The 26,683-nt window shown below is 71.8% G+C and carries 27 protein-coding genes and 1 tRNA gene; 18 read left to right on the forward strand and 10 right to left on the reverse strand.

The annotated features are described in order from the left end of the window. Positions 1 to 63 precede the first annotated feature (63 nt). Both AB0N84_RS03095 and phoU read right to left on the reverse strand, forming a co-directional pair. On the reverse strand, positions 64 to 612 hold the full coding sequence (locus AB0N84_RS03095) for an AAA family ATPase (protein WP_182046153.1): 549 nt from the start codon (positions 610 to 612) through the stop codon (positions 64 to 66). Positions 613 to 634: 22 nt separating this feature from the next. Continuing rightward, a complete protein-coding gene (phoU, locus tag AB0N84_RS03100; RefSeq protein WP_069713298.1) occupies positions 635 to 1,306 on the reverse strand; it encodes a phosphate signaling complex protein PhoU in 672 nt (223 codons plus the stop codon). Between the two features lie 158 nt (positions 1,307 to 1,464). Between phoU and AB0N84_RS03105 the strand changes: the two genes are divergently transcribed. Together AB0N84_RS03105 and AB0N84_RS03110 are read left to right on the forward strand one after the other, a co-directional pair. Next, positions 1,465 to 2,631 (forward strand): ATP-binding protein, encoded by a 1,167-nt coding sequence (locus AB0N84_RS03105; RefSeq protein WP_069713299.1) that lies wholly within the window; start codon positions 1,465 to 1,467, stop codon positions 2,629 to 2,631. After that, positions 2,628 to 3,308 (forward strand): response regulator transcription factor, encoded by a 681-nt coding sequence (locus AB0N84_RS03110; protein WP_069713300.1) that lies wholly within the window; start codon positions 2,628 to 2,630, stop codon positions 3,306 to 3,308. Before AB0N84_RS03105 ends, AB0N84_RS03110 begins: the two co-directional genes overlap by 4 nt. Before the next feature lie 102 nt (positions 3,309 to 3,410). On the opposite strand, the gene AB0N84_RS03115 is transcribed toward AB0N84_RS03110, so the two are convergent. After that, a complete protein-coding gene (locus AB0N84_RS03115; RefSeq protein ID WP_363543675.1) occupies positions 3,411 to 4,055 on the reverse strand; it encodes a hypothetical protein in 645 nt (214 codons plus the stop codon). Positions 4,056 to 4,213: 158 nt separating this feature from the next. Between AB0N84_RS03115 and AB0N84_RS03120 the strand changes: the two genes are divergently transcribed. Genes AB0N84_RS03120 through rlmB form a run of 4 tightly spaced genes read left to right on the forward strand, consistent with a single transcriptional unit; the run spans position 4,214 to position 8,366 of the window. Further along, positions 4,214 to 4,696, forward strand: a complete 483-nt coding sequence (locus AB0N84_RS03120) for a CarD family transcriptional regulator (RefSeq protein ID WP_017888066.1) — start codon at positions 4,214 to 4,216, stop codon at positions 4,694 to 4,696. Positions 4,697 to 4,744: 48 nt separating this feature from the next. Next, positions 4,745 to 5,899 carry a 2-C-methyl-D-erythritol 4-phosphate cytidylyltransferase gene (gene ispD, locus AB0N84_RS03125; protein ID WP_363543677.1) on the forward strand — a complete coding sequence of 385 codons (1,155 nt, stop codon included), beginning with the start codon at positions 4,745 to 4,747 and terminating at the stop codon, positions 5,897 to 5,899. 18 nt (positions 5,900 to 5,917) lie between these two features. Beyond that, positions 5,918 to 7,327 (forward strand): cysteine--tRNA ligase, encoded by a 1,410-nt coding sequence (cysS, locus tag AB0N84_RS03130; protein WP_363543679.1) that lies wholly within the window; start codon positions 5,918 to 5,920, stop codon positions 7,325 to 7,327. 28 nt (positions 7,328 to 7,355) lie between these two features. Then, a complete protein-coding gene (rlmB, locus tag AB0N84_RS03135) occupies positions 7,356 to 8,366 on the forward strand; it encodes a 23S rRNA (guanosine(2251)-2'-O)-methyltransferase RlmB (protein WP_069713303.1) in 1,011 nt (336 codons plus the stop codon). A gap of 100 nt (positions 8,367 to 8,466) precedes the next feature. Here rlmB and AB0N84_RS03140 read toward each other — a convergent pair whose 3' ends face one another. Together AB0N84_RS03140 and ugpC are read right to left on the reverse strand one after the other, a co-directional pair. Next, positions 8,467 to 9,777, reverse strand: coding sequence for a DUF4032 domain-containing protein (locus tag AB0N84_RS03140; RefSeq protein ID WP_069713304.1), 1,311 nt, complete (start codon positions 9,775 to 9,777; stop codon positions 8,467 to 8,469). Between the two features lie 103 nt (positions 9,778 to 9,880). Beyond that, on the reverse strand, positions 9,881 to 10,981 hold the full coding sequence (gene ugpC / locus AB0N84_RS03145; protein WP_182046158.1) for a sn-glycerol-3-phosphate ABC transporter ATP-binding protein UgpC: 1,101 nt from the start codon (positions 10,979 to 10,981) through the stop codon (positions 9,881 to 9,883). A 250-nt stretch (positions 10,982 to 11,231) separates the two neighbouring features. Here ugpC and AB0N84_RS03150 point away from each other — a divergent pair, with 250 nt between their 5' ends. Continuing rightward, entirely contained in the window at positions 11,232 to 12,146 is a 915-nt protein-coding gene (locus AB0N84_RS03150; protein ID WP_363543682.1) for a thioredoxin domain-containing protein, read from the forward strand. Positions 12,147 to 12,182: 36 nt separating this feature from the next. Here AB0N84_RS03150 and AB0N84_RS03155 read toward each other — a convergent pair whose 3' ends face one another. Then, a complete protein-coding gene (locus AB0N84_RS03155; RefSeq protein WP_363543684.1) occupies positions 12,183 to 13,070 on the reverse strand; it encodes a neutral zinc metallopeptidase in 888 nt (295 codons plus the stop codon). A gap of 103 nt (positions 13,071 to 13,173) precedes the next feature. Between AB0N84_RS03155 and AB0N84_RS03160 the strand changes: the two genes are divergently transcribed. Both AB0N84_RS03160 and AB0N84_RS03165 read left to right on the forward strand, forming a co-directional pair. Then, a complete protein-coding gene (locus tag AB0N84_RS03160) occupies positions 13,174 to 14,316 on the forward strand; it encodes a glycerol dehydrogenase (protein WP_363543686.1) in 1,143 nt (380 codons plus the stop codon). A 34-nt stretch (positions 14,317 to 14,350) separates the two neighbouring features. Continuing rightward, a complete protein-coding gene (locus AB0N84_RS03165) occupies positions 14,351 to 15,292 on the forward strand; it encodes a 2-deoxy-5-keto-D-gluconate 6-phosphate aldolase domain-containing protein (protein ID WP_363543688.1) in 942 nt (313 codons plus the stop codon). A 9-nt stretch (positions 15,293 to 15,301) separates the two neighbouring features. Here AB0N84_RS03165 and AB0N84_RS03170 read toward each other — a convergent pair whose 3' ends face one another. After that, positions 15,302 to 16,084 (reverse strand): NAD(P)H-hydrate epimerase, encoded by a 783-nt coding sequence (locus AB0N84_RS03170; RefSeq protein WP_363543690.1) that lies wholly within the window; start codon positions 16,082 to 16,084, stop codon positions 15,302 to 15,304. A gap of 22 nt (positions 16,085 to 16,106) precedes the next feature. On the opposite strand from AB0N84_RS03170, the gene AB0N84_RS03175 reads away from it, so the two are divergent. Then, a complete protein-coding gene (locus AB0N84_RS03175) occupies positions 16,107 to 16,892 on the forward strand; it encodes an alpha/beta hydrolase (protein ID WP_289459721.1) in 786 nt (261 codons plus the stop codon). A 75-nt stretch (positions 16,893 to 16,967) separates the two neighbouring features. After that, on the forward strand, positions 16,968 to 17,999 hold the full coding sequence (locus tag AB0N84_RS03180) for an aldo/keto reductase (protein WP_182046165.1): 1,032 nt from the start codon (positions 16,968 to 16,970) through the stop codon (positions 17,997 to 17,999). A gap of 255 nt (positions 18,000 to 18,254) precedes the next feature. Here the strand turns inward: AB0N84_RS03180 and AB0N84_RS03185 are convergent. Continuing rightward, positions 18,255 to 18,330: transfer RNA gene (locus AB0N84_RS03185), tRNA-Thr, on the reverse strand. Positions 18,331 to 18,375: 45 nt separating this feature from the next. After that, positions 18,376 to 18,786 (reverse strand): peptide-methionine (R)-S-oxide reductase MsrB, encoded by a 411-nt coding sequence (gene msrB, locus AB0N84_RS03190; RefSeq protein ID WP_069713313.1) that lies wholly within the window; start codon positions 18,784 to 18,786, stop codon positions 18,376 to 18,378. Between the two features lie 65 nt (positions 18,787 to 18,851). Between msrB and AB0N84_RS03195 the strand changes: the two genes are divergently transcribed. The 7 genes from AB0N84_RS03195 (at position 18,852) to AB0N84_RS03225 (ending at position 24,759) form a co-directional block, all read left to right on the forward strand. Then, the gene (locus AB0N84_RS03195) at positions 18,852 to 19,319 is read left to right on the forward strand and encodes a GNAT family N-acetyltransferase (protein WP_363543693.1); all 468 of its coding nucleotides are present in this window, start codon (positions 18,852 to 18,854) and stop codon (positions 19,317 to 19,319) included. Beyond that, positions 19,316 to 20,329, forward strand: a complete 1,014-nt coding sequence (locus AB0N84_RS03200; RefSeq protein WP_363543695.1) for a DUF2332 family protein — start codon at positions 19,316 to 19,318, stop codon at positions 20,327 to 20,329. Before AB0N84_RS03195 ends, AB0N84_RS03200 begins: the two co-directional genes overlap by 4 nt. A gap of 97 nt (positions 20,330 to 20,426) precedes the next feature. Then, the gene (locus AB0N84_RS03205) at positions 20,427 to 20,720 is read left to right on the forward strand and encodes a DUF3263 domain-containing protein (RefSeq protein WP_223246633.1); all 294 of its coding nucleotides are present in this window, start codon (positions 20,427 to 20,429) and stop codon (positions 20,718 to 20,720) included. Further along, positions 20,717 to 21,310 carry a LytR C-terminal domain-containing protein gene (locus AB0N84_RS03210; RefSeq protein WP_363543697.1) on the forward strand — a complete coding sequence of 198 codons (594 nt, stop codon included), beginning with the start codon at positions 20,717 to 20,719 and terminating at the stop codon, positions 21,308 to 21,310. Before AB0N84_RS03205 ends, AB0N84_RS03210 begins: the two co-directional genes overlap by 4 nt. Positions 21,311 to 21,480: 170 nt before the next feature. Next, a complete protein-coding gene (locus tag AB0N84_RS03215; protein ID WP_022903461.1) occupies positions 21,481 to 21,684 on the forward strand; it encodes a cold-shock protein in 204 nt (67 codons plus the stop codon). 246 nt (positions 21,685 to 21,930) lie between these two features. After that, a complete protein-coding gene (gene groL / locus AB0N84_RS03220) occupies positions 21,931 to 23,550 on the forward strand; it encodes a chaperonin GroEL (protein ID WP_289459702.1) in 1,620 nt (539 codons plus the stop codon). 681 nt (positions 23,551 to 24,231) lie between these two features. After that, the gene (locus AB0N84_RS03225; protein WP_289459700.1) at positions 24,232 to 24,759 is read left to right on the forward strand and encodes a hypothetical protein; all 528 of its coding nucleotides are present in this window, start codon (positions 24,232 to 24,234) and stop codon (positions 24,757 to 24,759) included. Positions 24,760 to 24,948: 189 nt separating this feature from the next. Here AB0N84_RS03225 and AB0N84_RS03230 read toward each other — a convergent pair whose 3' ends face one another. Next, positions 24,949 to 26,655: a sensor histidine kinase gene (locus AB0N84_RS03230; protein ID WP_289459698.1), complete on the reverse strand. Its 1,707-nt coding sequence runs from the start codon at positions 26,653 to 26,655 to the stop codon at positions 24,949 to 24,951. Positions 26,656 to 26,683: the final 28 nt, after the last annotated feature.

Genomic DNA, 26,683 nt, shown 5'->3' on the forward strand with positions numbered 1-26,683 from the left:
CCGGCACGACGACGAACGCCCCGCCGGTCTCCGGCGGGGCGTTCGGTCGTCCGGGGCGCGATCTCAGACGAAGTGCGCGGCGATCTCCTGCACGAGCGCACCGACGTCGTACGGCCGACCGGTGTCGACGCGCACGACGGGAACGCCCGGCAGCGCGACGGGCTCGGCGGTGTCGCCGTGCTCGTCCCAGAACGCGAGCACGTCCGTCAGGTCGCCGTGCACCTCGTGCCGGACCGGGAGGGTGCCGGGCTCGTACCGGTCGCGCAGCCGCTCTGCGGCGGTGACCCGGTCGACGTGGCACCAGACCTCGACGGCGCGCGGCGAACCGGCGGTGGCGAGCCCGGCCTCCAGGCGGTCGCGGTCCCGCGACGGCAGCCAGACGGCGTCGAGGACGACCCCGTTCTCGACGGCCCGTGCCATCGACCACATCGTGTCCATGGCGATGCCCCCGAGCTCGCGGGAGCCGATCATCGGACCGACCACGTCGGCGAGGGGCTCCTTGACCCGGTCCTTCGACAGGAAGGGGCAGCCGAGCACCTCGGCCAGGGCGGCCCCGACCGTGCTCTTGCCCGAACCGGGCATCCCGTTGACGACGATCGCGACCTGAGCCATGCCACGATCCTGGCAGAACCCGTCAGGCGGGGGAGGTCGTCACCGACGCGGCGCCGGCCCAGTCACCCGTCGCCAGGTACTCGACCTTCTTCGCGATCGAGACCGCGTGGTCGGCGAAGCGCTCGTGGTAGCGCGAGGCGAGGGTCGCGTCGACCGTGTCGATCGGGTTGCCCTTCCAGGTCTCACCGAGCACGAAGTCGAACACGCTCGCGTGCAGCTCGTCGACGGCGTCGTCCTCGTCGCGGATCTCCGCGGCCAGGGCGATGTCCTCGGTGGCGAGCAGGCGCGTGAGCTTCTGGGCCATCTGCACGTCGTGCGCGCCCATCTGCTTGAATGTGGGGCGTAGGCCCTTCGGCACGACCTTCTCGGGGAAGCGCTGGCGGGCGAGCTGCGCGATGTGCTCGGCCATGTCGCCCATGCGCTCGAGCGAGGAGCTGACGCGGAGGGCGGTCACGACGACACGGAGGTCGCGGGCGACCGGGGCCTGGCGGGCGAGGATGTCGATCGCGATCTCGTCGAGGCTGTTCGCCGCCTGGTCGATCTTGGCGTCGTCGGCGATCACCTCCTCGGCGAGGGCGACGTCGGACTCGCTGAACGCCTGGGTCGCACGGGTGATCGCGGACTCGACGAGCCCGGCGATCTCGGTCAGACGCTCCTGGACGTCCTGGAGCTCCTGCTGGAAGACTTCGCGCATGGGGGATGTGCCTCTCTGATGCGTACCGGACGAGTGTCGTCAGCCCAGGTGAACGAACGGTGACCTGCGGCTGAACACCTCGTCCCGAGCAGCGGGAAAGCAGGCCCGGGCGGGTGAACGGCGTCGGAACCCCGTGTGACCGTCCCTACACTGGCGGCATGGACAACGCGTGGCTCGTGCCACTGTCGATGCTCCTCGGCGGGGTGTTCGGCGCGGGTGTCGTGGTGCTGATCATCACGGCCGAGCGCACGGCCCGGGCAGCCGACGTCGCCGAGCGGACGCTGCCCGACGGTGTCGCCGCGGTCATCGCCACGATGCACAACCCGGCCGTGGTCGTCGACCCGTCGAACACGGTCGTCGCCGCGTCCCCGCAGGCGCTCACGGTCGGGCTGGTGGTCCGGCGCAAGCTCGTGCACGACGAGCTGGTCGAGCTCGTCGACCGGGTCCGTCGGAGCGGCGAGATGGGCTCCGAGGACCTCGAGCTCCCGCGCGGCCGACGCGGGGAGCTGATCGGCTACCTGAGCTTCCGGGCCGCGCAGCTCGGCAACCGGTACGTGCTCCTGACGGCGGACGACCTGACCGAGAGCCGGCGCATCGACGAGGTCCGTCGCGACTTCGTCGCCAACATCTCGCACGAGCTCAAGACACCCATCGGCGCCATCGGGCTGCTCTCCGAGACCCTCGTGCTCGCGGCCGACGACCCGGACCACGTGAAGAAGTTCGCTTCGCAGCTCGTCACCGAGTCCGAGCGGCTCGGCGCCCTGACGAAGGACATCATCGAGCTGTCCCGCCTGCAGTCCGTCGACACGCTCGAGAACAGCGAGGAGACGTCGATCGACAAGGTCGTGCAGGCCGCCGTCGACGCGAACGAGGTCGTCGCGCGGGCACGGTCGATCGAGCTGGTGCGCGCGAAGAAGTCGAAGCTCCGGGTCATGGGCGACCCGGGGCTGCTGCAGGTCGCGGTGTCGAACCTCATCGCGAACGCCGTCAAGTACTCCCCGGACCACACACGCGTCGGTGTCGGCGTGCGGCTGTCGAAGGGGTTCGTCGAGATCGCGGTGACCGACCAGGGCGTCGGCATCCCCGAGTCCGATCTCGACCGCGTGTTCGAGCGGTTCTACCGCGTCGATCCGGCACGGTCGCGCGCCACCGGCGGGACCGGACTCGGACTCGCGATCGTCAAGCACGTCGTCGGCAACCACGGCGGCGACGTGCGCGTCTGGTCCCAGCCCGGCAAGGGCTCGACCTTCACGATCCGCCTGCCCGAGGCGGATCCCGACCTCACCACCGCACTCGAAGAGCAACTGGAAGAGCAGCCATCGTGACCAAGATCCTCATCGTCGACGACGAGCCGGCCCTGAGCGAGCCCCTGGAGTTCCTCCTGCAGCGAGAGGGCTACGAGACCTCCGTCGCCGCGGACGGCGTGACCGCGCTGTCGAAGTTCGACGCGGAGAACCCCGACCTCCTGCTGCTCGACCTCATGCTGCCGGGGCTGAGCGGCACCGAGGTGTGCCGCCAGGTCCGCACTCGGTCGAACGTCCCGATCATCATGCTCACCGCGAAGGACTCCGAGGTGGACATCGTCGTCGGGCTCGAGCTCGGCGCCGACGACTACGTGACGAAGCCGTACTCGACGCGGGAGCTGCTCGCGCGGATCCGGGCGGTGCTGCGCCGTCGGACCGAGGACGACCCGGGCGACAGCGGCATCCTGCAGGTCGGTGGCATCCGCATGGACGTCGAGCGCCACACGGTGTCGGTGGACGGGTCCGAGACGCCGATGCCGCTCAAGGAGTTCGAGCTCCTCGAGCTGCTCCTCCGCAACGCCGGCCGGGTGCTGACCCGCGGGCAGCTCATCGACCGGGTGTGGGGCTCCGACTACTTCGGCGACACGAAGACGCTCGACGTGCACATCAAGCGGATCCGCTCGAAGATCGAGCGGGTGCCGAGCGCCCCGGAGATCCTGGTGACGGTCCGCGGTCTGGGGTACCGGATCGAGGGCTGACGCGAGCTGTCACGCACTGGAGGCCCGGTGCCGGTCCGGAAGACCGGCACCGGGCCTCCGGTGCGTTGCGTCTGGTGCGCGCCGGTCCGGCGCGCAGCGTGGTCAGTTCGAGCCGCTGTCACCCTCGGACGAGTCGGTCTGCGAGTCGCTCGGCTGCGTGCCCGGAGCGGTCGCGTCACCGGTCGGGCGGCTGCCGCTCTCCGACGGCGAGGTCGCGGAGCTCGACGGGGTGGGGGTCGGTGCGAGGGTCTGGTACTCCTCGAGCGAGCTCGTGAGGACGGGGACGGACGCCGAGACGCCCTCGGCACCGGAGTACGAGAAGTAGGTCTTCACGAGGGACCCGGCGACGACGTCGGAGGCGTCGAACAGCACGGCCTTCGAGTCCGCGACCTCGGAGCCCTGCGAGCCGGCGCCCTCCTGCGAGTCGCCGCCGGCGGTGCTCGCCGAGGACGGGGTGTTCGCGCCGAGGTCGACGCGACCGTTCGCCGGGACCACGACGGTCTGGGTGTCGGCCCCGACCTCGATCGACAGGGTGATGTCGTCCGAGGCGTCGCGGTTGATGAGCGTGCCGATGAAGCGGGCGTCGTCGGCGTCGTCGGAGATGAAGAGCGCGTTGCGGATGTCGAGGTCGCCGGTCGTCACGTTCACGCCGTCGGTGATCTGCTTGATCTCCTTGGTGTGCGCGGGCGACATGAACTCGCAGCCGGTGGCGCCGAGCGCGATGGATGCCGCAACGGCGACGGACACGAGTACCCGAGCTCGCAAGAGATTCCTCCGGAAGATCACGTTGTGGACCGGACGGTCCGGATCCATCCTAGCGATCGCCGGGGAGGGCACGTGCCCAGGCCCCCGTGGCCGAGGTGCCCCTGTGGTAAACTGGGGGTCCTGGGAACGGAGCCTGATACATGCAATTCGAGGTCGGCGAGACCGTCGTCTACCCCCATCACGGGGCGGCAACCATCTCTGAAGTCAAGACGCGCGTCATCAAGGGTGAGGAGAAGGTCTACCTGAAGCTGCGCGTGACGCAGGGCGACCTGACGATCGAGGTACCGGCGGACAACGTCGACCTGGTCGGCGTCCGCGACGTCATCGGCAAGGAGGGCCTCGACAAGGTCTTCGAGGTCCTGCGTGCGCCCTTCACCGAGGAGCCCACGAACTGGTCGCGTCGGTACAAGGCGAACCTGGAGAAGCTGGCGTCGGGTGACGTCATCAAGGTGTCCGAGGTCGTCCGCGACCTCTGGCGCCGCGACCAGGACCGCGGGCTCTCCGCGGGGGAGAAGCGGATGCTGGCGAAGGCGCGGCAGATCCTGATCTCCGAGCTCGCCCTGGCCGAGAAGACCGACGAGGACAAGGCATCGACCGTCCTCGACGAGGTCCTCGCCTCCTAGCGCGGGCCACCACTGGACCACACGACGACCGTCCTGCTCCCCGACCGGGTGAGCAGGGCGGTCGTCGTCGTTGCGGCGGGCTCGGGGACCCGGCTCGGCATCGGCGACGCCAAGGCGTTCGTGCCCGTCGCCGGCGAACTCATGCTCACCCGCGCGGTCCGCACGGTGTTCACGTCGGCCGAACCGACCTTCGTCGTGGTCGTCGCCCCGGCCGCACGGCTCGACGAGTGCCGCGCACTGGTCGACGCCGTCGCCGGTCCGGCCGCGGGGCTGACCGCGGTCGTGCCGGGCGGTGCCGACCGGCACGCGTCCGTGCAGGCGGGGCTCGACGCCCTGCCCGACGGCGTCGAGTGGGTGGGCGTGCACGACGCCGCGCGGTGCCTGACGCCGGCGGCGCAGTTCGACGCGGTGTTCGACCGGGCCCGCGCGACCGGTGACGGCGTGGTCCCGGCGCTGCCCGTGACCGACACGGTGAAGCGCGTCGACGGCGACGAGGTCGTCGAGACCGTCGACCGCTCGGCGCTCGTCGGGGTGCAGACCCCGCAGGTGTTCCCGCTCGGAGCGCTCCGCGCGGCCTACGCGTCCTCGCAGCGGTCGGAGACCGACGACGCCGGTGTCTTCCGCGCGGCCGGTGGCACGGTCCGCACCGTGCCGGGCAGCGCGGACGCGTTCAAGATCACGACCCGGTGGGACCTCGCCCGGGCCGAGGCGCTCGTCGCCGGTGCCGCGGCATCGACGGTGCGGATCGGCCTCGGGGTCGACGTGCACGCGTTCGACGCCGCATCGCCGTGCCGCGTCGGGCTCCTCGACTTCCCCGGCGAACCCGGCCTCTCCGGGCACAGCGACGGCGACGCGGTCGCGCACGCGGTGTGCGACGCCCTGCTGTCCGCCGGTGCGCTCGGCGACATCGGCGGCCGCTTCGGCACGTCGGACCCGCGCTACGCCGGTGCGGCGGGGGACGTGTTCGTCCGCGGCGCCGTCGAGCTCCTGCGGCAGGCCGGCCTCGTCCCCACCTCGGTGACGGTGCAGGTCGTCGGCAACCGCCCCCGCATCGGCGGCCGGCGGGGCGAGATGCAGGCCGCGCTCGCCGCAGTCGTCGGCGCTCCGGTCGCCGTCTCCGGCACGACGACCGACGGCCTCGGGCTGACCGGTCGCGGTGAGGGGCTCGCCGCGATCGCGACGGCCGTCGTCCGACCGGTCTGACGTCCTAGGGTGGTGGGCGTGACCGTTCGCCTCCACGACTCCCGCGCCGCAGCCGTCGTCGACCTCGTCCCGCTGGTCGACGGACAGGTCAGCATGTACGTGTGCGGCCCCACGGTGCAGTCGTCGCCGCACATCGGGCACCTGCGCTCCGCCCTCGTCTACGACATCTGGCGGCGGTGGCTGACGTACCGCGGGTACCGGGTGACCCTCGTCCGGAACGTCACCGACATCGACGACAAGGTGCTCGACCTGGCCGCCGGCACCGACGAGGAGTGGTTCGCCCGCGCCTACCGCGTCGAGCGGGAGTTCACCGCCGCGTACGACGCCCTCGGCATCCTCGCCCCGACCTACGAGCCGCGGGCGACGGCGAGCGTGCCGCAGATGCACGAGATCATCGAGCGTCTGATCGAGCGCGGGCACGCCTACGCGGCGGCCGACGGCTCCGGCGACGTGTACTTCGACACCGGGAGCTGGGAGGCGTACGGCGCCCTCACCCGACAGCGCCGCGAGGACATGGTCGAGGCGGCCGACGCGGACCCGCGCGGCAAGCGGGACCCCCGCGACTTCGCGCTGTGGAAGGGCGCGAAGCCGGGCGAGCCGGGCACGGCCACGTGGGACTCCCCGTGGGGCCCCGGGCGACCGGGGTGGCACATCGAGTGCTCCGCGATGTCGCGGCGGTACCTCGGTCCGGCGTTCGACATCCACGGCGGTGGACTCGACCTGCGCTTCCCGCACCACGAGAACGAGCTCGCGCAGTCGACCGCGGCCGGTGACCCCTTCGCGTCGTACTGGCTGCACAACGGGCTCGTGACCGTCGAGGGGCAGAAGATGTCGAAGTCGCTCGGCAACTCGATCTTCGCTGCCGACTTCCTCGCTGCCGCCCGACCCGCCGTGGTCCGCTACTTCCTCGGCGCCGCGCACTACCGGTCGTCGATCGACCACCACGAGGGCTCCCTCGTCGAGGCCGAGGCGGCCTACGACCGGATCGCGGGCTTCCTCGAGCGCGCCGGTGCCCGGCTCGCTGGTGTCCCGCTGCGGGACGCCCCGGGCGTGCCGGAGGCCTTCGGGACCGCGATGGACGACGACCTCGCGGTGCCCCAGGCCCTCGCCGTGCTGCACGAGACCGTCCGGGCCGGGAACGCCGCCCTCGACGCCGACGATGCGGATGCGCTCGGAACCGCGTACCATCAGGTGGCTGCGATGGTCGAGGTGCTCGGCATCGACCCGCGCGCAGCCCACTGGTCCGGCACCGGCCACGACGTCGCTGCCGCACCGCTCGCCGCTCTCGTCGAGCGTCTCCTGCAGGAGCGCACCGACGCACGAGCAGCACGTGACTTCGCGGCCGCCGACCGGTACCGCGACGATCTCGCAGCAGCGGGCATCACGATCGAGGACACACCGTCCGGAACACGCTGGAGCATCGCCTGACCACGGCAGTGCCGAACAGGAGCTACGCATGAAGAACGTCTCGGGGAGCAGGAAGGGCCGGCCCGGCGCCGTCCGCTCCGGCCGCAAGGGCAACAAGCAGGTCGGCTCCGGCGGCCAGGGCGCCCAGGCGCTCGAGGGTCGGAAGCCGACGCCGAAGGCCGAGGACCGCCCGTACCACCCCGCCGGCAAGCGCAAGGCCGCCAAGGAGCGGCTCGACGCTGCCCGTGGTCGTCACGGAGCGTCGAGCTCGCCGCAGCAGCGCACCGGCCGCCCGCCGCAGCGGAAGTCCGACGACTCGGAGCTCGTGACCGGCCGCAACTCGGTGCTCGAGGCCCTCCGCACGAAGACCCCCTCCACGACCCTCTACATCGCCGCCCGCATCGAGGTGGACGACCGCGTCAAGGAGATCCTTGCGCTCGCCAACCACCGCGGCGTCCCGATCATGGAGATCATGCGGCCGGAGCTCGACCGCATCACGGGGCACGACAGCGTGCACCAGGGCGTCGCCCTCAAGGTCCCGGCGTACGAGTACGCCGTGGCAGAGGACCTCGCCGAGCGCGCCTTCGGCCGGGACGAGGTGCCGCTCATGGTCGCCCTCGACGGCATCACCGACCCGCGGAACCTCGGTGCGATCATCCGCTCGACGGCGGCGTTCGGCGGGCACGGCGTCATCGTGCCGCAGCGCCGCTCGGTCGGCGTGACGGCGAGCGCGTGGAAGACCTCCGCCGGCGCGGCCGCTCGCACGCCCGTCGCGATGGCGCCGAACCTGACCCAGACCCTGAAGTCGCTCAAGTCGATGGGGCTCTTCGTGCTCGGTCTCGCGGGCGACGGCGACGTGCAGCTCGACCAGCTCGAGCTCGCCGACCGGCCGATCGTCATCGTCGTCGGCTCCGAGGGCAAGGGGCTGTCCCGACTCGTGACCGAGACCTGCGACGCGGTCGTCTCGATCCCGATCTCGAGCGCGACCGAGTCCCTCAACGCGGGCATCGCCGCGAGCGTCACGCTGTGGGAGGTCGCCCGGCGCCGTCGCGCCGAGTAGCGGCCCGCACCAGCGCACCACCGCACCAGCGCACCACGGGAGGCCCGGTGCCGTTCCACGGGACCGGCACCGGGCCTCCCGTCCGTGCGGGCGGGAGCCGTCAGACCGAGGCGCGCCAGTCCTCGACGTCGTCGGACTCGTCCGCCGACCCGTCGTCGTCCACCACGGGGATCGGCAGGGTCATCGACGACGTCGGCGGGTTGATGAGCAGGCGCTCGTCACGACGGTGGCGCAGCACGTCGTTGATGTACGCGGTGGTGGCCTCGGGCAGCGAGACCGAGCGCTCCTCCTCCTGGGACATGTACCAGCGGTGCTCGAGCAGCTCGTGGAACACCTCGGCGGGTTCGAGCCGTCCCCGGAGGTCGCGCGGGATCGAGCGGACGACGGGCTCGAACACCCGCGACACCCACTCGTGCGCCACCATCTCCTCGTCGAGCTGGTCGCGGCCGTTTCGCGCCCGGTACGCGTCGAGGTCGTTCAGCAGTCGGCGGGCCTGGTTCTCGCCGGCGTCGAGGCCGGTCAGGCGCAGCAGCCGACGCTGGTGGTGCCCGGCGTCGACGACCTTCGGCTGGATGCGCACCTGCGACCCGCCCTCGGTCGTGTGGATCGAGAGCTCCTCGATGTCGAAGCCGAGCGCGTTGAGGCGTTCGACGCGGTCGTTGATGCGCCACCGCTCCTTGACGTCGAACTGCTCGGTGCCCGTGAGCTCCTTCCAGAGCGTCCGGTACTGGGCGACGATCCGGTTCGACACGTCGACGGCGTCGGCGTTCTCGTCGAGCCGCCCGCCGGCCTCGAGGTCGAGGAGCTCGCCCGCGATGTTCACGCGGGCGACCTCGAGGTCGTTCTCGCGCTGCCCGTTCGACAGGCCGCCGGGGTAGAGCTTCCCCGTCTCGGCGTCGACCAGGTACGCGGCGAAGGCTCCGGCGTCGCGGCGGAACAGGGTGTTCGACAGGGAGACGTCGCCCCAGTAGAAGCCGATGACGTGCAGGCGGACGAGCAGCAGCGCGAGGGCGTCGACGAGGCGCGTGGCGGTCTCCGGCCGCAGCGTCTGCGAGTACAGCGCGCGGTACGGCAGCGAGAACCGCAGGTGCCGGGTGACGAGCACCGGGTGCAGCGGCTCACCGTGCTCGTCGACGCGGTTCGTGATGACGGCGACCGGGTCCACGCACGGCACGTCCATGCGCTGCAGGGTGCGGAGCATCTCGTACTCCGAGCGTGCGACCTCCTCGCCCGTCTCCTTCACCGCCGCGACGTACCCGCTGAGGTGCACGAAGCGGACGAGGTGCCGCGAGATGCCCTTCGGGAGGGCGACGATGACGTCGTCCGGCCAGTCCTCCAGCGGGACGTCCCACGGCAGGTCGAGCAGACCGGGGTCGACCGTGGCGGCGGTGATGGCGAGGGAGTCGGGCACGGGTGGCTCCTGTCGGTGCGGTGTCCGGTGTCGGTCCGGCGGTCTCACAGACGGGAGGCGCGGTGCCAGCTGGCACCGCGCCTCCCGTCCGGCTGTTCGCGCGTCAGGCGCTGATGACGGCCTTGTCGTCGAGGCGCTCGCCCGACTCGGTGTCGAAGGCGTGCACGTGGCCCTGCTTCGGTGCGATGACGATCGTGTCGCCGATCGAGGGGTGCGAGCGGCCGTCGACGCGCGCGACGATGTCGGTGCGCTGGCCGTTCACGTCGGCGTGACCGTAGAGGTAGCCGTCGGCGCCGAGCTCCTCGACGACGTCGACCGTGACGGGCAGGCCCTCGCCGGAGGTCGACACGATGACGTCCTCCGGGCGGATGCCCACCGTGACGTTGCCCGAGCGGGCGTTCGACAGGGTGTCGCGGTCGATCGGGTGGTTGAGCGTGCCGAACTTGATGCCGCCCTCGATGACGTCGGCCGGGAGCAGGTTCATGGCCGGCGAACCGATGAAGCCGGCGACGAACACGTTGTTCGGCTTCTCGTAGAGGTCGCGCGGCGAGCCGACCTGCTGCAGGATGCCGTCCTTGAGCACCGCGATGCGGTCGCCCATGGTGAGCGCCTCGGTCTGGTCGTGCGTGACGTAGACCGTGGTGACGCCGAGGCGGCGCTGGAGCGACGCGATCTGGGTGCGGGTCTGGACGCGGAGCTTGGCGTCGAGGTTCGACAGCGGCTCGTCCATGAGGAACACCTGGGGCTGACGGACGATCGCGCGGCCCATCGCGACGCGCTGCCGCTGACCACCGGAGAGCGCCTTCGGCTTGCGGCCGAGGTACTGCTCGAGGTCGAGGAGCTTGGCGGCCTCCTGCACGCGGGTGGCGCGCTCCTCCTTGCCGACGCCGGCGATCTTGAGCGCGAAGCCCATGTTCTCGGCGACGGTCATGTGCGGGTACAGCGCGTAGTTCTGGAACACCATCGCGATGTCGCGGTCCTTCGGCGGGACGTCGGTGACGTCGCGCTCGCCGATGCGGATGGCGCCGGAGTTGACCTCTTCGAGGCCGGCGAGCATGCGCAGGGAGGTGGACTTGCCGCAGCCCGAGGGGCCGACGAGGACGAGGAACTCGCCGTCGGCGACGTCCAGGTCGAGGGAGTCGACCGCGGGGCGGGTGCCTCCGGGGTAGAGACGGGTTGCCTTGTCGTAGGTGACGGACGCCATGAGCGTTCGATCCTTCCTTCACCGGCAGGTACGTGCCGGACGATCCGTTGTGAAGCGGTTGCCCGAGGGGGCCCCGGATGGTCGCCGTCGACCATCGCTGCTCATACAACACGACTTCCCCGGGCAGCGCCAGTGTCGGGGACGACCTGGTTGGCTGGTCCCAGGAAGGACCACTACCATCGGTGGGTCCGTCCGGCGTACCGGGGGAAGGCCGCACGGACGTCAGGATCAACGTGAGGACCATCGACGCATGACCAACCGCCCCGAGGGTGACGCACGCGCCGCGCGCAACGAACGACGAGAAGCCGCACGGCAGCGTGCCCAGCGAGCACGGACGCAGCAGAAGCGTCGGCAGCGCGGGACGCGGCTCGGGCTCCGGATCGGGCTCGGTGTGGTGCTCCTCGCGGCGGTCGCCGTCGTGACGCTGGTGCTCGTCGACTCCGTCAAGCCAGCCGGCCCCGGCCCGTCGACGATGTCGCAGGGCGGCATCACCATCGGGCAGGGCCTGCAGCCCGTCGGAGCGTCCGCGTCGCCGTCGCCGAGTGCGACCGACGCCTCGGACCCGGTGCGCATCACCATGTACGTCGACTACCTCTGCGACACGTGCGCGCAGTTCGAGCGGGCGAACGGCGACTACATCGCCAGCCTGGTCGACTCCGGCGCCGCGACGGTCGACATCCACCCGGTGGCCGTGCTGACCAACCGGTCGCAGGGCACGAAGTACTCGCTCCGGGCGGCGAACGCGGCGGCCTGCGTGGCCGACCGCTCCCCGGGGCAGTTCTACGCCGTGAACCAGGCGCTCTTCGCCCGGCAGCCCGAGCAGGGCACGTCCGGTCTGACGAACGCGCAGCTCGAGCGGATCGTCACCGGCGTCGACGGCGTGCAGGACCAGGCGGCGATCCGCGACTGCATCCAGGACCAGACGTACGCGAAGTGGGTCGACGAGCGCACGACCGACGTCACGGACGGCGACATCCCGGGTTCGTCGCTCGACGCCTTCCCCGGACCGCCGCTGGTGCTGGTGAACGGCAAGCAGTACGAGCTGACCTCGCCCATCACGAACGACGACTTCCGCACGTTCGTGGTGTCGGCGGCCGGTTCGACCGAGTCGACGCCCACGCCGACCCCCTCGGCCAGCGCGACCCCGAGCCCGTCCGGCGACTGATCGGCCCGACGTCCGATCAGTCCGTTCGGCGGGTGGTCAGAGCGACGAGCCCGGCACGCTGAACGTGTCGCACGCGGTCGCGCCCCGCTCGTACCCGCGGGTGAACCAGGCCTGGCGCTGCTCGCTGGAGCCGTGCGTGAACGAGTCCGGGTCGACCCGACCGGTCGCCCGCTCCTGGATGCTGTCGTCGCCGACCGCGCTCGCCGCGGACAGGGCGTCGGCGATCTGCGACCGGCTGATCGGCTCGAAGAACGTCCGGCCGTCCGCGTCCTCGGTCGTCGCGGCCGACCCGACCCACGCCCCGGCGTAGCAGTCGGCCTGGAGCTCGACGCGGACGCTGCCCGACGACGCCCCGGTGCCGGAGCGGTCGGTGTCCGCGAAGGTGCCCTGGAGCTGCTGGACGTGGTGCCCCCACTCGTGCGCGACGACGTACATCTGGGCGAGCGGACCGCCGGAGGACCCGTACTGCGACTGCAGGTCGTCGTAGAAGGCGGTGTCCAGGAAGATCGAGCGGTCCGGCGGGCAGTAGAACGGGCCGGTGGCGGCGGAGGCCTGACCGCACCCGGTGCCGGTCGACCTGTCGAAGAGCACGAAGCCGGGCGTCTCGTACGAGATGCCGAGCTGTCGGGACTCGTCGGTCCAGTAGTCGTCGAGGGACTCGGCGGCGCCCTCCATCCGGCACTCGACCCGCTGGTTCGCGTCGCGGCCGGTCCGGCACTCCTCGGCTGGCTGCACCGTCTGGCCCTGGTCCTGGACCTGCGTGGTGCCGTCGTCGACGAAGCCGCTCAGGTCGACCCCGGTGAACTGCGCGATGAGGAACACCACGATCGCGCCGATGCCGACCGTGCCACCGCCGATCGCGGCCGTCCGCCCGCGGCGCTGCACCTTCCCGCCGCTGAGCTTCGAGTCGTCGTTGAACGTCATGCCGCAGACCGTACCCGCAGCCGGCCCGCGTAGCGTCGGGCTCGTCGTCTGAGCCGACACCTGTCGTGCAAGCGCTCGTCACCACCCGGAAGGAAGCAGCACCATGGCCACTCCGATCAGCACCGTCATGAGCCCCGCCCGCTACGTGCAGGGCAAGGACGCGATCACCCGCGTCGGCGAGTTCGTCGCCCCGATCGGCCGACGCCCGCTCCTCGTGGCGGACGACGTCGTCTGGGGCATCGTCGAGGAGGCCGTGCGCACCTCGTTCGCCGACGCCGACCTGCCCGTCGAGCGCGTCGGCTTCGGTCGGTTCGCCACCCCGCAGGCCATCGACGACCTCGTCGAGACGATCCGCGCGACCGACAGCGACGTGGTCGTCGGCCTCGGTGGCGGTTCGGCGATCGACGCCGCGAAGGCATCCGGGCACCTCGCCGGCATCCGCTGGGCGAGCGTGCCGACCGCCGCGAGCACCGACGCCCCGACCTCCGCGCTCGCGGTCGTCTACTCGGAGGAGGGGGAGTTCATCGAGTACCGCTTCTTCCCGCACAACCCCGACCTCGTGCTCATCGACACGAAGCTCGTCGCCAACGCCCCCGTGCAGTTCCTCGTCGCGGGCATCGGCGACGCCCTCGCGACCTGGGTCGAGGCCCGGGCTGCGAAGCGCGCGAACGCCGACACGATGGCGGGTGGGCTGCAGACCGAGACCGGTGTGGCCCTCGCGAAGCTGTCGTGGGAGCTCCTGCACGACAACGCGCTCCAGGCGATCGAGTCCGTCAAGGCGAAGGTCGTCACGCCCGCGCTCGAGAAGGTCGTCGAGGCGAACACGCTCCTCTCCGGCCTCGGCTTCGAGTCGGGCGGGCTCGCCGCGGCGCACGCGATCCACAACGGCCTGACCGCCGCACCCCAGGCGCACGGGCTCGCCCACGGGCAGAAGGTCAACGTCGGCACGATCGCGCAGCTCGTCCTCGAGGGTGCCCCCGCCGAGGAGATCGAGGACTTCGTCGTGTTCACCACGAAGGTCGGGCTGCCGAACACGCTCACCGAGATCGGTCTGACCGTCGACGACCGCGACGTCCTGCGGGCGGTCGCCGAGGCTGCCACCGTGGAGGGCGAGACCATCCACAACATGCCGTTCCCCGTCACCGCCGAGGCCGTCGTCGACGCGCTCGTGGCGATCGAGGGCATCGCGCGCAGCATCCGTGCCGCGCACGGGCTGCCGGCGCCGGAACTGTACCGCGCCCACTGAGTCCGCACCGAGGGGGTGCGAGCAGCATGGCGGCATGGCCGACCTCGACGAACAGCACCCCCTCTTCCTCCTCGCGATGGACCAACGTTCCTCGCTCCTCGAGCACACCTACGGCGACGAGTCCGGCGAACCGGCCGACGAGGCCGACGCCCAGCGCGTCCGCGCCGGCAAGCAGCTGGTCTACCGCGGAGTCCTGACGGCGCTCGCCGCGGGGGCATCGCGGACACGCACCGGCGTCCTCGTCGACGAGCGGTACGGCGCCGACGTCGCCCGGCTGGTCCGGGAGGCCGGGCTCCAGCTCGCGATGCCGATCGAGCGCTCCGGTCGCGACTGGTTCGAGCTCGAGTACGGCGACGACTGGATCGCGCACGTCGACTCGTTCGACCCCGACTTCGTGAAGGTGCTCGTCCGCGACAACCCCGCCTTCGACGCCGACGACCGGACGGCGCAGGCCGAGCGGCTCGCCGAGGTCTCCCGCACGCTGCACGACGCCGACCGGGCGTTCCTGGTCGAGCTGCTCGTGCCCGGCACGGACGAGCAGCAGGCGCAGGCCGACGACTACGACCGCGACGTCCGCCCCGGGCTCGTCGTCGAGTCGATCGGGTTCCTGCAGGAGCACGGCGTCGAGCCCGACGTGTGGAAGCTCGAGGGCCTGGACCGCGCCGAGGACGCCGAGCGCGTCGTGGCCGCAGCCCGTGCCGGTGGTCGTGACGGCGTGCAGTGCATCGTGCTCGGTCGGGACGCCCCCGAGGAGCAGCTCGACCACTGGCTCCGCACCGCGGCGCCCGTCGACGGGTTCGTCGGCTTCGCGATCGGTCGGAGCAACTGGGAGGACGCCCTCGACGACGTCGTGCAGCAGGGGCTCGACCGCGAGGCGGCCGAGCAGGTCATCGCCGCGAACTACCGGCACTTCGTCGACACCTGGCTCGAGGCGCGTCCGGACGTGGTCGACGGGGTCGACGCCGGCGCGGCCTGACACCACCGATCAGGTGCGGACCAGCGGCTCCACGGTCGCCAGGTCCGCACCGATCCCGACGTCGACGAGCGCGATCCGTCCGGCGAGCGTCGCCCCGGGGCCGGTGAGCAGGCCCGCCTTCACCCCGCCGAACGTCACCGTGACGTCGGCGTGCAGCACGTGCTCGTCCGCGACGGCACCCGTGTCGACGTCGATGCCGCTCGGCACGTCGACGGCGACGACGAACGGGGCGCGCTGGTCGCGGGCGAGCTCGCGGATCGCGTCGACGACCTGCCGAGCGGGAGAGCGCAGGGGTGTGCCGCCGCCGGCGCCGATGCCGAGGATGCCGTCGAGCACGAGGTCGGTCGCCGCGGCGGCCTCGGCGGCGACCGCCGCCAGGCGCTCGGCGTCCGACGTCGCAGCCGCCCGCAGGATGTCGGCAGCGCCCGCGTCGTCACGGTCTGCCCCGGGGTCCGACGGGCCGTCCAGGAGGCGCGCCCCGGCGTCCAGCGCCGCTGCCAGGCCCGCCTCGTGGACCCGTGCGCCGACGCGCAGCACCGCCACGTGCCTCCCGGCCGACGCCAGCCGCGCACCCGCGAACAGGGCGTCACCGCCGTTGTCGCCGCTGCCCACCAGGAGCAGGACGGACCCGGACCCGTCCTGCGGGCGCACCGCCGGGTCGTCCAGCAGGTCGCCCACGATGTGGGCGAGCCCGTCCGCCGCACGCTGCATGAGGGGTTCGCCCGCCTCGAGGTGCGGCCGCTCCGCCGCCCGGACCTGATCGCCGCCGTAGCCGTCCATGGGGACCACCATGCCCCGGTAGCCTGGTGGGGACATGTCACTCGTCCCCGAAGCGCCCCGTCCCCGTGCCGTGATGTCCCCGGACGGCCTGAAGCTCGCGACGTACGACTTCGGTGACCCGGACGCCCCCGTCGTGGTGGCCGTGCACGGGTTCGCCTCCGGCGCGGTCCTCAACTGGCACGCCTCGGGGTGGACCCGCGACCTCGTCCGCGCCGGCTACCGGGTCGTCGCGCTCGACCAGCGCGGCCACGGGGCGTCGTCGAAGCCGCACGACCCGTCGGCGTACTCGATGGAGCTGCTCGTCGCCGACGTCACGACGGTCGTCGACACGTACCTGCTCACCGACGTCGCCTTCCTCGGGTACTCGCTCGGCGCCCGGGTCGGTTGGCACACCGCCGAGCAGATCCCCGACCGCATCTCGCGGGCCGTGCTCGGCGGGATCCCCGACGCCGACCCGATGCGACGGGTCGCGGTCGACCAGGCGAAGGCGTACATCGCGGACGGCACGCCCGTCGAGGACCGCGTCACGCGCGGGTACCTGCAGATGGCCGCGAACGTCGAGGGGAACGACCTGCGGGCGCTCGTGGCGATGGTCGAGGGGATGCGGAACAGCGTCGAGCCGACGCCCGAGAACGCACCGGCGCAGCCGATCCTGATGGCGGCGGGCAGCGAGGACGGCATCCGGGACAGCGCGGTGCGCCTGGCCGAGGCGGCGCCGGACGCGTCGTTCTTCGAGATCCCGCGGCGGAACCACTTCAATGCTCCGACGTCGCGCGACTTCCGCGAAGCGGCCATCGCCTTCCTGTCCCAGGGACGCTGACCGGGCGGTGCGCTCCCCCTGACGGGTACTGGCGGGTCCCCTCGGGGCCAGCCGACCGGGCGTAGCGTCCCGCCCATGGACTACAGACTCCTCGGCAACAGCGGGACATCGGTGTCGACGCTGACCCTCGGCACCATGACGTTCGGCAGCGAAGCCGACGAACCCACCTCCCACCAGATCATCGACACGTTCGTCGCCGCCGGCGGCACCCTCGTCGACACGGCGGACGTCTACTCGGGCAACGAGTCCGAGCGCATCATCGGCCGCTGGCTCGCCGCGCACCCGACCGAGGCGCAGCAGGTCGTCCTCGCCACGAAGGGCCGCTTCCCGCAGGGCGACGGCCCGAACGACCTCGGGCTGTCCCGCCGACACCTCCGGGTCGCCCTCGACGCCTCGCTCGAACGGCTCGGCGTCGAGCACATCGACCTGTACCAGATGCACGCGTGGGACGCCCTGACGCCGATCGAGGAGACCCTGCGCTTCCTCGACGACGCCGTGTCCGCCGGCAAGATCGGCACCTACGGGTTCTCGAACTACCTCGGCTACCAGGTGACGAAGGCCGTCTACGAGGCGAAGGCCCACGGCTGGGCACCGCCGGTGACGCTGCAGCCGCAGTACAACCTGCTCGTCCGCGACATCGAGCACGAGGTCGTCCCGGCCTGCCTCGACGCCGGCATCGGCCTGCTGCCCTGGTCGCCGCTGGCCGGCGGGTGGCTCTCCGGCAAGTACCAGCGCGACGAGGCCCCCACCGGCGCGACGCGCCTGGGCGAGGACCCGAAGCGCGGCATGGAGGCGTGGGAGGCCCGGAACGCCGACGAGCGCACGTGGCAGGTGCTCGACGCGGTGTCCGCCGTCGCCGACGCGCACGGTGCGTCGAGGTCGCAGGTCGCCCTCGCCTGGCTGCTCGCCCGGCCGGCGGTCACGAGCGTCATCCTCGGTGCCCGCACGGTGTCGCAGCTCGAGGACAACCTCGGTGCGGCCGACCTCGTGCTCACGGACGAGGAGCTCCGCAGCCTGACGGACGCCAGCGCACCGCGCATCGACGACTACCCGTACGGCACGGCCGGCGTCGCCCAGCGCGAGCGGCGCATCACGGGCGGGCGCTGAGCGTCCGTCCCGGGCGGTCGTCGGGCAACCGCACGGCGACCGTCCAGCCCGGACGCAGACGGGGCAGCCGCTTCCTGCAGATCCGTGCGGGAACCCGCGGAACCGGGAAGATCGGTGGTCGCGGGGCGCCGAACGGTGCGACCATCGGAGGACGACCGGCTGGTTACCGCGTCGAGCGCCCGGAACGCCCCCTGATCCGCGTTCCACGCGCCGAAGGGCCCGGACGGCTTCCGTCCGGGCCCTTCGCCTTCGTGCTGGGGCCAGCAGCGGGACTCGAACCCGCAACCCCCGTATTACAAGTACGGTGCGCTACCAATTGCGCCATGCTGGCTGACGCGCCCATCCTAGCGGCGGACCCGACGGGCGCGTCGGGGGGTCACTCGGCCGAGGAGTCCGCCGAGAAGTTCAGCGACAGCGAGTTCATGCAGTACCGGTCGCCGGTCGGCGTGCCGAAGCCGTCGGGGAACACGTGGCCCAGGTGCGAGCCGCAGTTCGCGCAGCGGACCTCGGTGCGGACCATGCCGAGGGACTTGTCCTCGATGAGCTGCACGGCCTCGGGGTCGACCGACTCGTAGAACGAGGGCCAGCCGCAGCCGGAGTCGAACTTCGTACCGCTCTTGAAGAGCTCCTTGCCGCACGCCGCACACGTGTAGATGCCGGCGCGCTCCTCGTCGAGCAGCTCACCGGTCCACGGACGCTCGGTCCCTGCCTGCCGGAGCACGGCGTACTGGTCCGGGGAGAGCTCCTCGCGCCACTGGGCGTCGGACTTGTCGACGTTGTACGCCATTGCTTCCTCCTGCTTCCGGTCGAGGCTCGATGGTGGTGCCCGACCCTTTCAGTAAACTCGCCACGATGTCCGAGCATTCCGTGCGCCACGCCCGCTGGACCCGCCTGACGACGGACGAACTGTACGGCATCGTGCGGTTGCGGAACCGCGTCTTCGCGCTCGAACAGCGCGTCACCGCCGAGGACCTCGACGGCCGTGACCGCGAGCCCGAGACGGAGCACTGGTGGTTCGGAGCGGACGACGATCCGGTCGGGTACCTCCGGCTCGTCCGGCCCGCCCGGGACGAGGCGCACCCGTCCGGTCTCCAGCCGCCAGCGTGGGTGATCGGACGGGTCGCCACGCACCCGGACCACCGCGGGCAGGGGATCGCGGGTCGGTTGGTCGCCGCGGTGCTCGACCGGCACGGGCACGAACCGTTCGCCCTGCACGCGCAGGAGTACGTCGCGGGGCTGTACGAGCGGCACGGCTTCGTCCGCTTCGGGGAGCCGTACGACGAGGCCGGCATCCGTCACGTCGGCATGCACCGCCCGTGACGAGCACCCGGCAGCGCTACGCCGCCTACGCGGACCGCATCGCCGCGGTCTCGCCGTCGTACGCCGCGTGGGCCCGGTCCGTCGACGACGGCCTGGTCGCGCTGCTCGACACCGTGCTCGAGCAGCAGCGGCAGCCCGAACTCGTGTTCGCGGTCGCCCGGCGGCTCGGCGCCGACCCGTCGGACCCCGGGGCGCTGTGCGCGCTCGGACGGGAGGCTCCGCTCCCCTTCACGAGCGCCCTCGCGACCGCCACGGTGCAGGCGAACGACCCGCGGCGGCTCGGACCCGTCGTCCCGCTCTTCGCGGCGCTCGCCGCGGCCGCGGCGCGGACCGGCGACCCGCGGCCGCTCGGCCTCGTCGACGCCGGTGCGGCCGCCGGGCTGTGCTCGATCCCGGACCGGGTGACGCTCGACCACCGGACCGGGGACGCCACCGTCCGGTTCGCGACCGCGCTCGAGGAGCCTGCCCTGCACCTCACCGTCGAGGTCCGGGGCACGGTCCCGGCACCCGCGACGGTGCCGATCCGGATCGGAGCCCGGGTCGCCCTCGACCCGGCACCGATCGACCCGGGCGACCCGGACGCGTTCGCGCGGCTGGTCGAGGCGGTCCCGCCCGAGGCGACGGACCGCACCGCCCTGATGCGCGAGGCGGCGCGCGCGACGCTCGCCGTGCCTCCCGTCCGGATCCGCGGGACGCTGCCCGGCGACCTCGACCGCGCACTGGACGCCCTGCCGGACGGCGTGCGGCCCGTCGTCCTGACGACGGGCACGCTGGTCTACGTGCCCGGCGCCGACCGGCAGCGCGTGGTCGACCGGCTGCGGGAGCGGCGGGTGCACTGGATCGCCCTCGAACGCACCGGCATCCTCGGCGGTGTGGCCGCGACGCTGCCCGACGACGTCGACCCGTCGGACCCGGACGCGTTCGCGACGGTCTCGCTCGACGGCGTCGCCCTCGCCGTCTGCGACCCGTTCGGCCTCCGCGTCCGCTGGTTCCGCCGGCCGCTCGCCTGAACCGGGCTTCGCGACAGTCCAGCCGCGTGCCAGGGTCCGGCCCCGGACCACCCCTACGATGTGCGAGACCCGTGACCCGACCGTGACCGGAAGTGCCGTGACCGCCCTCCCCACCGACGAGCTCAGCGAGCTCGACCAGCGCGTGCTCGCGTTCGAGCACGACCGGGCGCAGCACGACCGCACGAAGGAAGCCGACATCCGGGTCGAGTTCGACATGTCGCCGGCTCGCTACTACCAGGTGCTCAACCGCGTGATCGACCTGCCCGCCGCACTCGTCCTCGACCCGCAGCTGGTCGGACGCCTGCAGCGCCTGCGGCACGCACGCACCCGCGCACGAGCGGCACGCGCCTTCGTCGCCCCCGCGCCCGATCCCCGTGAAGAGGAACGATGACCCAGAGATTCCCGCGAGACCGGTTCGACGACGCGACCGACGGGCCCCGGGTCGGCGCGCACCGTGGTGCCCGTCGTCGTGGTCGCGGGTGGATCGCGTTCGCCTGGGCCGCGCTCGCCACGGGCGTCCTGGTGCTCGTCGGGGTCCTCGTGCTCGCGCTCCTGAACGGCAGTACGTCGTTCCCGGGGGTGGCCTCGCCGTCGTCGACGCCCAGCGCCTCGGCCTCCGCGTCGGCCGCGCCGTCCGGGGAGCCGTCGGCGTCGTCCTCGTCCTCCGCCTCGCAGGCACCGAGCGCCGCGACGCCCGCCGACCAGGGCTCGACGAGCGTCGTCGTGCTGAACGGCACGACCACGACCGGGCTCGCCGCCCGGGGCAGCACGGCGCTGACGAGTGCCGGGTGGCGCGTGACGTCGACCGGCGACGCCGGTACGACCGGGGCCACCGGGTCGGTCGTGTACTACCGGCAGGCCGACCAGCAGGCGGTCGCGCAGGGCATCGCGAACGCGCTCGGCATCACGGCCGTGCAGCAGTCCGCCGCCTTCCCGAACGCCGACGTCAGCGTCGTGCTCGGGGCGGACTACCGCGGCTGATCCCGATCGGCGACCGCCCGTGTGTCGGGCGTGTTTCCGACACGTTGATTTCTGACGGCATCGTCGTGAAACAACATCACACCTCTTGCCCTCCCGCGTGCGTTCCAGCAGAGTCGTCGCCAGACGGCGACTGCGTCGTTCGCACCAGCAGCACCAGGGAGCAAGAGATCATGGCCAACGGAACCGTGAAGTGGTTCAACGCCGAGAAGGGCTTCGGCTTCATCACCGTCGATGGAGGGGGCCAGGACGTGTTCGTGCACTACTCGGCGATCGACATGTCGGGCTACAAGGTCCTCGAGGAGGGGCAGGCGGTCACGTTCGACGTCGGTACCGGCTCGAAGGGGCCGCAGGCCGAGTCCGTCCGACCCGCCTGAGGTCCGGAACCACTGCGAACGCGCCGTCCCCTCGGGGGCGGCGCGTTCGTCGTGTCCGGGGGGCCGCGCCGTCCGCGTGGCCGCGGTGGTCCCCGCCGGGCGGGGTGTGTCCTGGGAAGTCGACCCGTGCCTCCCGGCTGTGTTGCACTCGCAACCGGCGAGTGCCAGAATCGGCGTTGGCACTCGCTCACGCTGAGTGCCAGCAAGACCCCCATGCACGACGTCCGGGAGGGACGAGAAACTCACATGGCTAAGATCATTGCTTTCGACGAGGAGGCCCGTCGTGGCCTCGAGCGCGGCCTGAACATCCTGGCTGACGCCGTGAAGGTGACGCTCGGCCCGCGCGGCCGCAACGTCGTCCTCGAGAAGAAGTGGGGCGCCCCCACGATCACGAACGACGGTGTCTCCATCGCCAAGGAGATCGAGCTCGACGACCCGTACGAGAAGATCGGCGCGGAGCTCGTCAAGGAGGTCGCCAAGAAGACCGACGACGTCGCCGGTGACGGGACGACCACCGCGACCGTGCTCGCCCAGGCGCTCGTCCGCGAGGGCCTCCGCAACGTCGCCGCCGGTGCCGACCCCGTGTCGCTCAAGCGCGGCATCGAGAAGGCCGTCGCCGCCGTCTCCGACCAGCTCCTCGCCAACGCGAAGGACATCGAGACCAAGGACCAGATCGCCGCGACCGCGTCGATCTCGGCCGCCGACCCCACCATCGGCGAGCTCATCGCCGAGGCGATCGACAAGGTCGGCAAGGAGGGCGTCGTCACCGTCGAGGAGTCGAACACCTTCGGCACCGAGCTCGAGCTGACCGAGGGCATGCGCTTCGACAAGGGCTACCTGTCGCAGTACTTCGTCACGGACCCGGAGCGCCAGGAGGCGGTCTTCGAGGACCCGTACATCCTCATCGTCAACTCGAAGATCTCCAACATCAAGGATCTGCTCCCGGTCGTCGACAAGGTGATCCAGGCGGGCAAGCAGCTCCTCATCATCGCCGAGGACGTCGACGGCGAAGCCCTCGCGACCCTCGTCGTGAACAAGATCCGTGGCATCTTCAAGTCCGTCGCCGTCAAGGCTCCGGGCTTCGGTGACCGCCGCAAGGCCATGCTGCAGGACATCGCGATCCTGACCGGTGGCCAGGTCATCTCCGAGGAGGTCGGCCTCAAGCTCGAGAACGCGACCCTCGACCTGCTGGGCAAGGCCCGCAAGGTGATCATCACCAAGGACGAGACCACGATCATCGAGGGTGCCGGCGACGACGAGCAGATCGCGGGCCGCGTCCGTCAGATCCGCTCCGAGATCGAGGCGACCGACTCCGACTACGACCGCGAGAAGCTCCAGGAGCGCCTCGCGAAGCTCGCCGGTGGCGTGGCCGTCATCAAGGCGGGTGCCGCGACCGAGGTCGAGCTCAAGGAGCGCAAGCACCGCATCGAGGACGCCGTCCGCAACGCGAAGGCCGCCGTCGAGGAGGGCATCGTCGCCGGTGGTGGCGTCGCCCTCATCCAGGCGTCCGTCGCGCTCGACTCGCTCGACCTGCAGGGTGACGAGGCGACCGGTGCGAACATCGTCCGCGTCGCCATCGACGCGCCGCTCAAGCAGATCGCGCTGAACGCCGGTCTCGAGCCGGGTGTCGTCGCCGCCAAGGTCCGCGAGCTCGAGTCGGGTCACGGCCTCAACGCCGCGACCGGTGAGTACGTCGACCTCGTCGCCGCGGGCATCATCGACCCGGCCAAGGTCACGCGCTCGGCGCTGCAGAACGCTGCGTCGATCGCCGGTCTGTTCCTGACCACCGAGGCCGTCGTCGCCGACAAGCCGGAGAAGAACCCGGCCATGCCGGCCGGCGACCCCACGGGTGGCATGGACTTCTAGGCAGTCCTGACGGAAGGGCCCCGCACGCTGCGCGTGCGGGGCCCTTCCGCGTGCCGGGGCGGGGGCGGGGGCGGGGCGGGGCGGGGCGGCCGAGCGGGCCGAGCGGGCGCGGGCACGTGAGTCGCGAGGTTCCAGAATTACGACATCTCGCGGGCTGCTCGCCGCAGGCGTGGGACCTCGGCGCGCCTCACACGGCAAGTCGTGGAACCTCGGTGGACTCCCGTTGCGGGTGTCGGCCGGGAGGCACGGCGCACGTCGTTCTCCACAGGCACCCGGGTAGGCGGTCACCACCGGCGAAACGTGCACGATGCTCGGTCCATGGGGAGTCGGACCGAGCTGGAAACGGGTGCCGGACCGTTCCGGGTGCGTGATGCACTGGCCGAGGGCGCGACGCGGACTCGACTCACCAGGAAGGACCTGCGGGCACCCCTGCACGGTGTCCGCGCTCCTGCGCAACTGCCACTCGAGTTGGTCGAGGCGGTGGCGACGGTGCTCCGGTCGGACCAGTTCGTCAGCCACGTCAGTGCAGCCCGACTCTGGGGAGTTCCGCTACCCCCACGGTTCGACGGAGGACCGGTGCACGTGTCATCGATCGGCACGGCGCCGGTCATGCGTCGTCCGCAGGTCATCGGTCACCGCGCTCGAGGAGACGTCGCAGTCGCCACCGTCCGAGGCGTTCGGGTGAGCGCACCAGGCCGCGCGTGGTTCGAGTGCGCGTCGCTCCTGACGCACGAGGAGCTCGTCGTCGTCGGAGATGCGCTCGTCGGCCCGGACGGCCCGGCCACCGCCGACGACCTGCGTCGCGCGATCGTCGCCGGCGCGCGCTCGGCCCACGCCGCTCGCATCGCGCTGGACCGGGTGAGGAGCGGAGTCGAGTCCCCGATGGAGACCCGCTTCCGACTCACGGTCGTCGACGCGGGCTTCCCGGAACCGGAGGTGAACGTCGACGTGTCCGACGATTCCGGCACGTTCCTGGGGCGGGTCGACCTCGCGTGGCCGAGGCTGCGGATCGGGCTGGAGTACGACGGCGACCACCATCGTGACCGCCCGACGTTCCAGCACGACCGACGTCGGTCGAACGGCTTCTCCGTGAACGGGTGGATCCTCATCCACGCCACGGCGGCGGACGCTTCCCGCCCAGCCGTGCTGTTGGAGCGGCTCCGGCAGGCCTTCGTGCAGCGGCGACTCGAGGACCGCAGCGGTCGGTGAGGGCTGGCGCGCACGGTCTCTGCCGGCGAGGTTCCACGACACGCCGTGTGAGTGGCACCGCGGTCGCACAGAACGCGGTCGTGCGCGCCGAGAGCGCAGAATTGCGCAACCTCGGCGGCGGCCGCCCCCGGGACGGGCGGGCGCAGCGGGTGGGCGGGGCAGGGCGGCGGGCCGGGGCCGCCGGCGGCGTCAGACGCCGGGCGCCGGGGACGCGGGGGTGGGGGTGTAGTCGCGGGGGAGCAGGGGGAGCCAGACGCGGAAGGTGGCGCCGCCGCCCTCGGTGTCGAAGACCTCGACGGAGCCGCGGTGCGCGTGCACGATGCCGGAGACGATCGCCAGGCCGAGGCCGGAGCCGCCGGTGTCGCGGGCGCGGGAGGTGTCGGCCCGCCAGAAGCGCTGGAAGATCTTCTCGCGCAGCTGCGGCGGGATGCCCTCGCCGTGGTCGATGACGTCGAGGTGGGCCATGCCGCGCTCGTCGTCGACGCCGATGCCGATCTCGATCGGGTCGTCGTGCTCGGTGAACCGCATCGCGTTGCCCATGAGGTTCGTCACGATCTGCCGGATCTTGTTCTCCTCGGCGAGGACGATCGGCGGACGGGCGGGCAGCACGACCGTCGGCAGGGGCGAGGTCTCGTCGGACGGCTCGAGTCCGTCGAGGCCCATGGCCCGGGTCCGACGGGCACGCAGGCGCGCGATGGTCTGCCGCGAGAACGCGATCGGACCGGTGGTGTTGGCGGAGGGCGGCGACACCGGGGCCTCGCCGGTGTCCGAGCCCTCGGTGCTGACCGGCCGCACGGCCTGCGGCACGCTCACGCCCGTCACCGAGTCCTCGACGAGCACCTGGATCTCGCGGTCCGGGTTGGAGGCCATGGTGTCGAGCGCCGAGTCGCGCGCGATCGCGACGAGGTCGACCGGCCCGAGTTCGAGCGGCTTGGACTCGTCGATCCGGGCGAGCTGGAGCAGGTCCTGCACGAGCAGGCCCATGCGCTGGGCCTCCTTCTCGATGCGGTCCATCGCCTGGGCGACGTCCTCGTCCTTGCGCAGGGCACCCATGCGGTACAGCTCGGCGTACCCGCGGAGGGACACCAGTGGCGTCCGGAGCTCGTGCGAGGCGTCCCCGACGAAGCGGCGCATCTGTGCGATGGTGCGCTCGCGGTCCTCGAACGCCGAGTCGATGCGCTCGAGCATCGCGTTCAGCGAGCGGTTCAGGCGGCCGACCTCGGTGTTCGGGGTGTCCGCCTCGAGGCGCTGGTTGAAGTCGCCCGCGGCGAAGCGTGCCGCGGTGTCCTCGACGTCGCGTAGCGGGTCGAAGGTCGCCGTCACGAGCAACCGCGTGAGCATCGCGCCGAGCAGGATGACCGAGATGCCGAAGCCCAGGAAGATCACCGTGAACCGGGCGATGGTCTGGTCGGTGTCCGCGCTCGACACCGCGACGAGCACGAAGCCCGTCTCCGAGGTCCCGCTCGACTGGTTCTGCAGCGACGCGGGGATGACCTGGGCCCGCCACTCGTGGTTGTGCTGGCTGTCGTACAGCGAGAACCGCTGCGACGACTGCGCTGCGGCGGGGAAGTCGAGGCTGCGGATGTCGGGCCGGCTGGCCGCGCGCGTCTGGCAGATCTGGTCGCCGCGGGCGTCGTACGCGGCGACGTAGGCACTCTGCGACAGCACGACCGAGAGCGTGCAGTACTGCTGGCCGTCGCTGATGTTCTGGCCCTCGAGCTGCTCGGTCGTCTGCTTGACCGTGTTGTCGAGCTGCTGCATGAGGTACGTCGACAGCACCGTCATGGTGCCGAGCCCCGCGACGAGGAGTCCGAGCGCGACGAGGAGCACCGTGATCCCGGTGATCTTCGTGCGCAGGGATATCCCGTCCCACCAGCGGCTCATTCGCGTGTGCATGCTGCCCCAACGATAAGCGGCGACCGCC

It is taken from the genome of Curtobacterium sp. NPDC089185 (assembly GCF_040685235.1).
In the GTDB taxonomy this organism is placed as follows: Bacteria; Actinomycetota; Actinomycetes; order Actinomycetales; family Microbacteriaceae; genus Curtobacterium; species Curtobacterium citri.

What these genes read in the sequence shown, in the direction of transcription:
- AB0N84_RS03095 (WP_182046153.1), bottom strand. Translation starts at nt 612, where the DNA reads ATGGCTCAGGTCGCGATCGTCGTCAACGGGATGCCCGGTTCGGGCAAG.
- phoU (WP_069713298.1), bottom strand. Translation starts at nt 1,306, where the DNA reads ATGCGCGAAGTCTTCCAGCAGGAGCTCCAGGACGTCCAGGAGCGTCTG.
- AB0N84_RS03105 (WP_069713299.1), top strand. Translation starts at nt 1,465, where the DNA reads ATGGACAACGCGTGGCTCGTGCCACTGTCGATGCTCCTCGGCGGGGTG.
- AB0N84_RS03120 (WP_017888066.1), top strand. Translation starts at nt 4,214, where the DNA reads ATGCAATTCGAGGTCGGCGAGACCGTCGTCTACCCCCATCACGGGGCG.
- rlmB (WP_069713303.1), top strand. Translation starts at nt 7,356, where the DNA reads ATGAAGAACGTCTCGGGGAGCAGGAAGGGCCGGCCCGGCGCCGTCCGC.
- ugpC (WP_182046158.1), bottom strand. Translation starts at nt 10,981, where the DNA reads ATGGCGTCCGTCACCTACGACAAGGCAACCCGTCTCTACCCCGGAGGC.
- AB0N84_RS03150 (WP_363543682.1), top strand. Translation starts at nt 11,232, where the DNA reads ATGACCAACCGCCCCGAGGGTGACGCACGCGCCGCGCGCAACGAACGA.
- AB0N84_RS03155 (WP_363543684.1), bottom strand. Translation starts at nt 13,070, where the DNA reads ATGACGTTCAACGACGACTCGAAGCTCAGCGGCGGGAAGGTGCAGCGC.
- AB0N84_RS03160 (WP_363543686.1), top strand. Translation starts at nt 13,174, where the DNA reads ATGGCCACTCCGATCAGCACCGTCATGAGCCCCGCCCGCTACGTGCAG.
- AB0N84_RS03165 (WP_363543688.1), top strand. Translation starts at nt 14,351, where the DNA reads ATGGCCGACCTCGACGAACAGCACCCCCTCTTCCTCCTCGCGATGGAC.
- AB0N84_RS03170 (WP_363543690.1), bottom strand. Translation starts at nt 16,084, where the DNA reads ATGGTGGTCCCCATGGACGGCTACGGCGGCGATCAGGTCCGGGCGGCG.
- AB0N84_RS03175 (WP_289459721.1), top strand. Translation starts at nt 16,107, where the DNA reads ATGTCACTCGTCCCCGAAGCGCCCCGTCCCCGTGCCGTGATGTCCCCG.
- AB0N84_RS03180 (WP_182046165.1), top strand. Translation starts at nt 16,968, where the DNA reads ATGGACTACAGACTCCTCGGCAACAGCGGGACATCGGTGTCGACGCTG.
- msrB (WP_069713313.1), bottom strand. Translation starts at nt 18,786, where the DNA reads ATGGCGTACAACGTCGACAAGTCCGACGCCCAGTGGCGCGAGGAGCTC.
- AB0N84_RS03195 (WP_363543693.1), top strand. Translation starts at nt 18,852, where the DNA reads ATGTCCGAGCATTCCGTGCGCCACGCCCGCTGGACCCGCCTGACGACG.
- AB0N84_RS03210 (WP_363543697.1), top strand. Translation starts at nt 20,717, where the DNA reads ATGACCCAGAGATTCCCGCGAGACCGGTTCGACGACGCGACCGACGGG.
- AB0N84_RS03215 (WP_022903461.1), top strand. Translation starts at nt 21,481, where the DNA reads ATGGCCAACGGAACCGTGAAGTGGTTCAACGCCGAGAAGGGCTTCGGC.
- groL (WP_289459702.1), top strand. Translation starts at nt 21,931, where the DNA reads ATGGCTAAGATCATTGCTTTCGACGAGGAGGCCCGTCGTGGCCTCGAG.
- AB0N84_RS03230 (WP_289459698.1), bottom strand. Translation starts at nt 26,655, where the DNA reads ATGCACACGCGAATGAGCCGCTGGTGGGACGGGATATCCCTGCGCACG.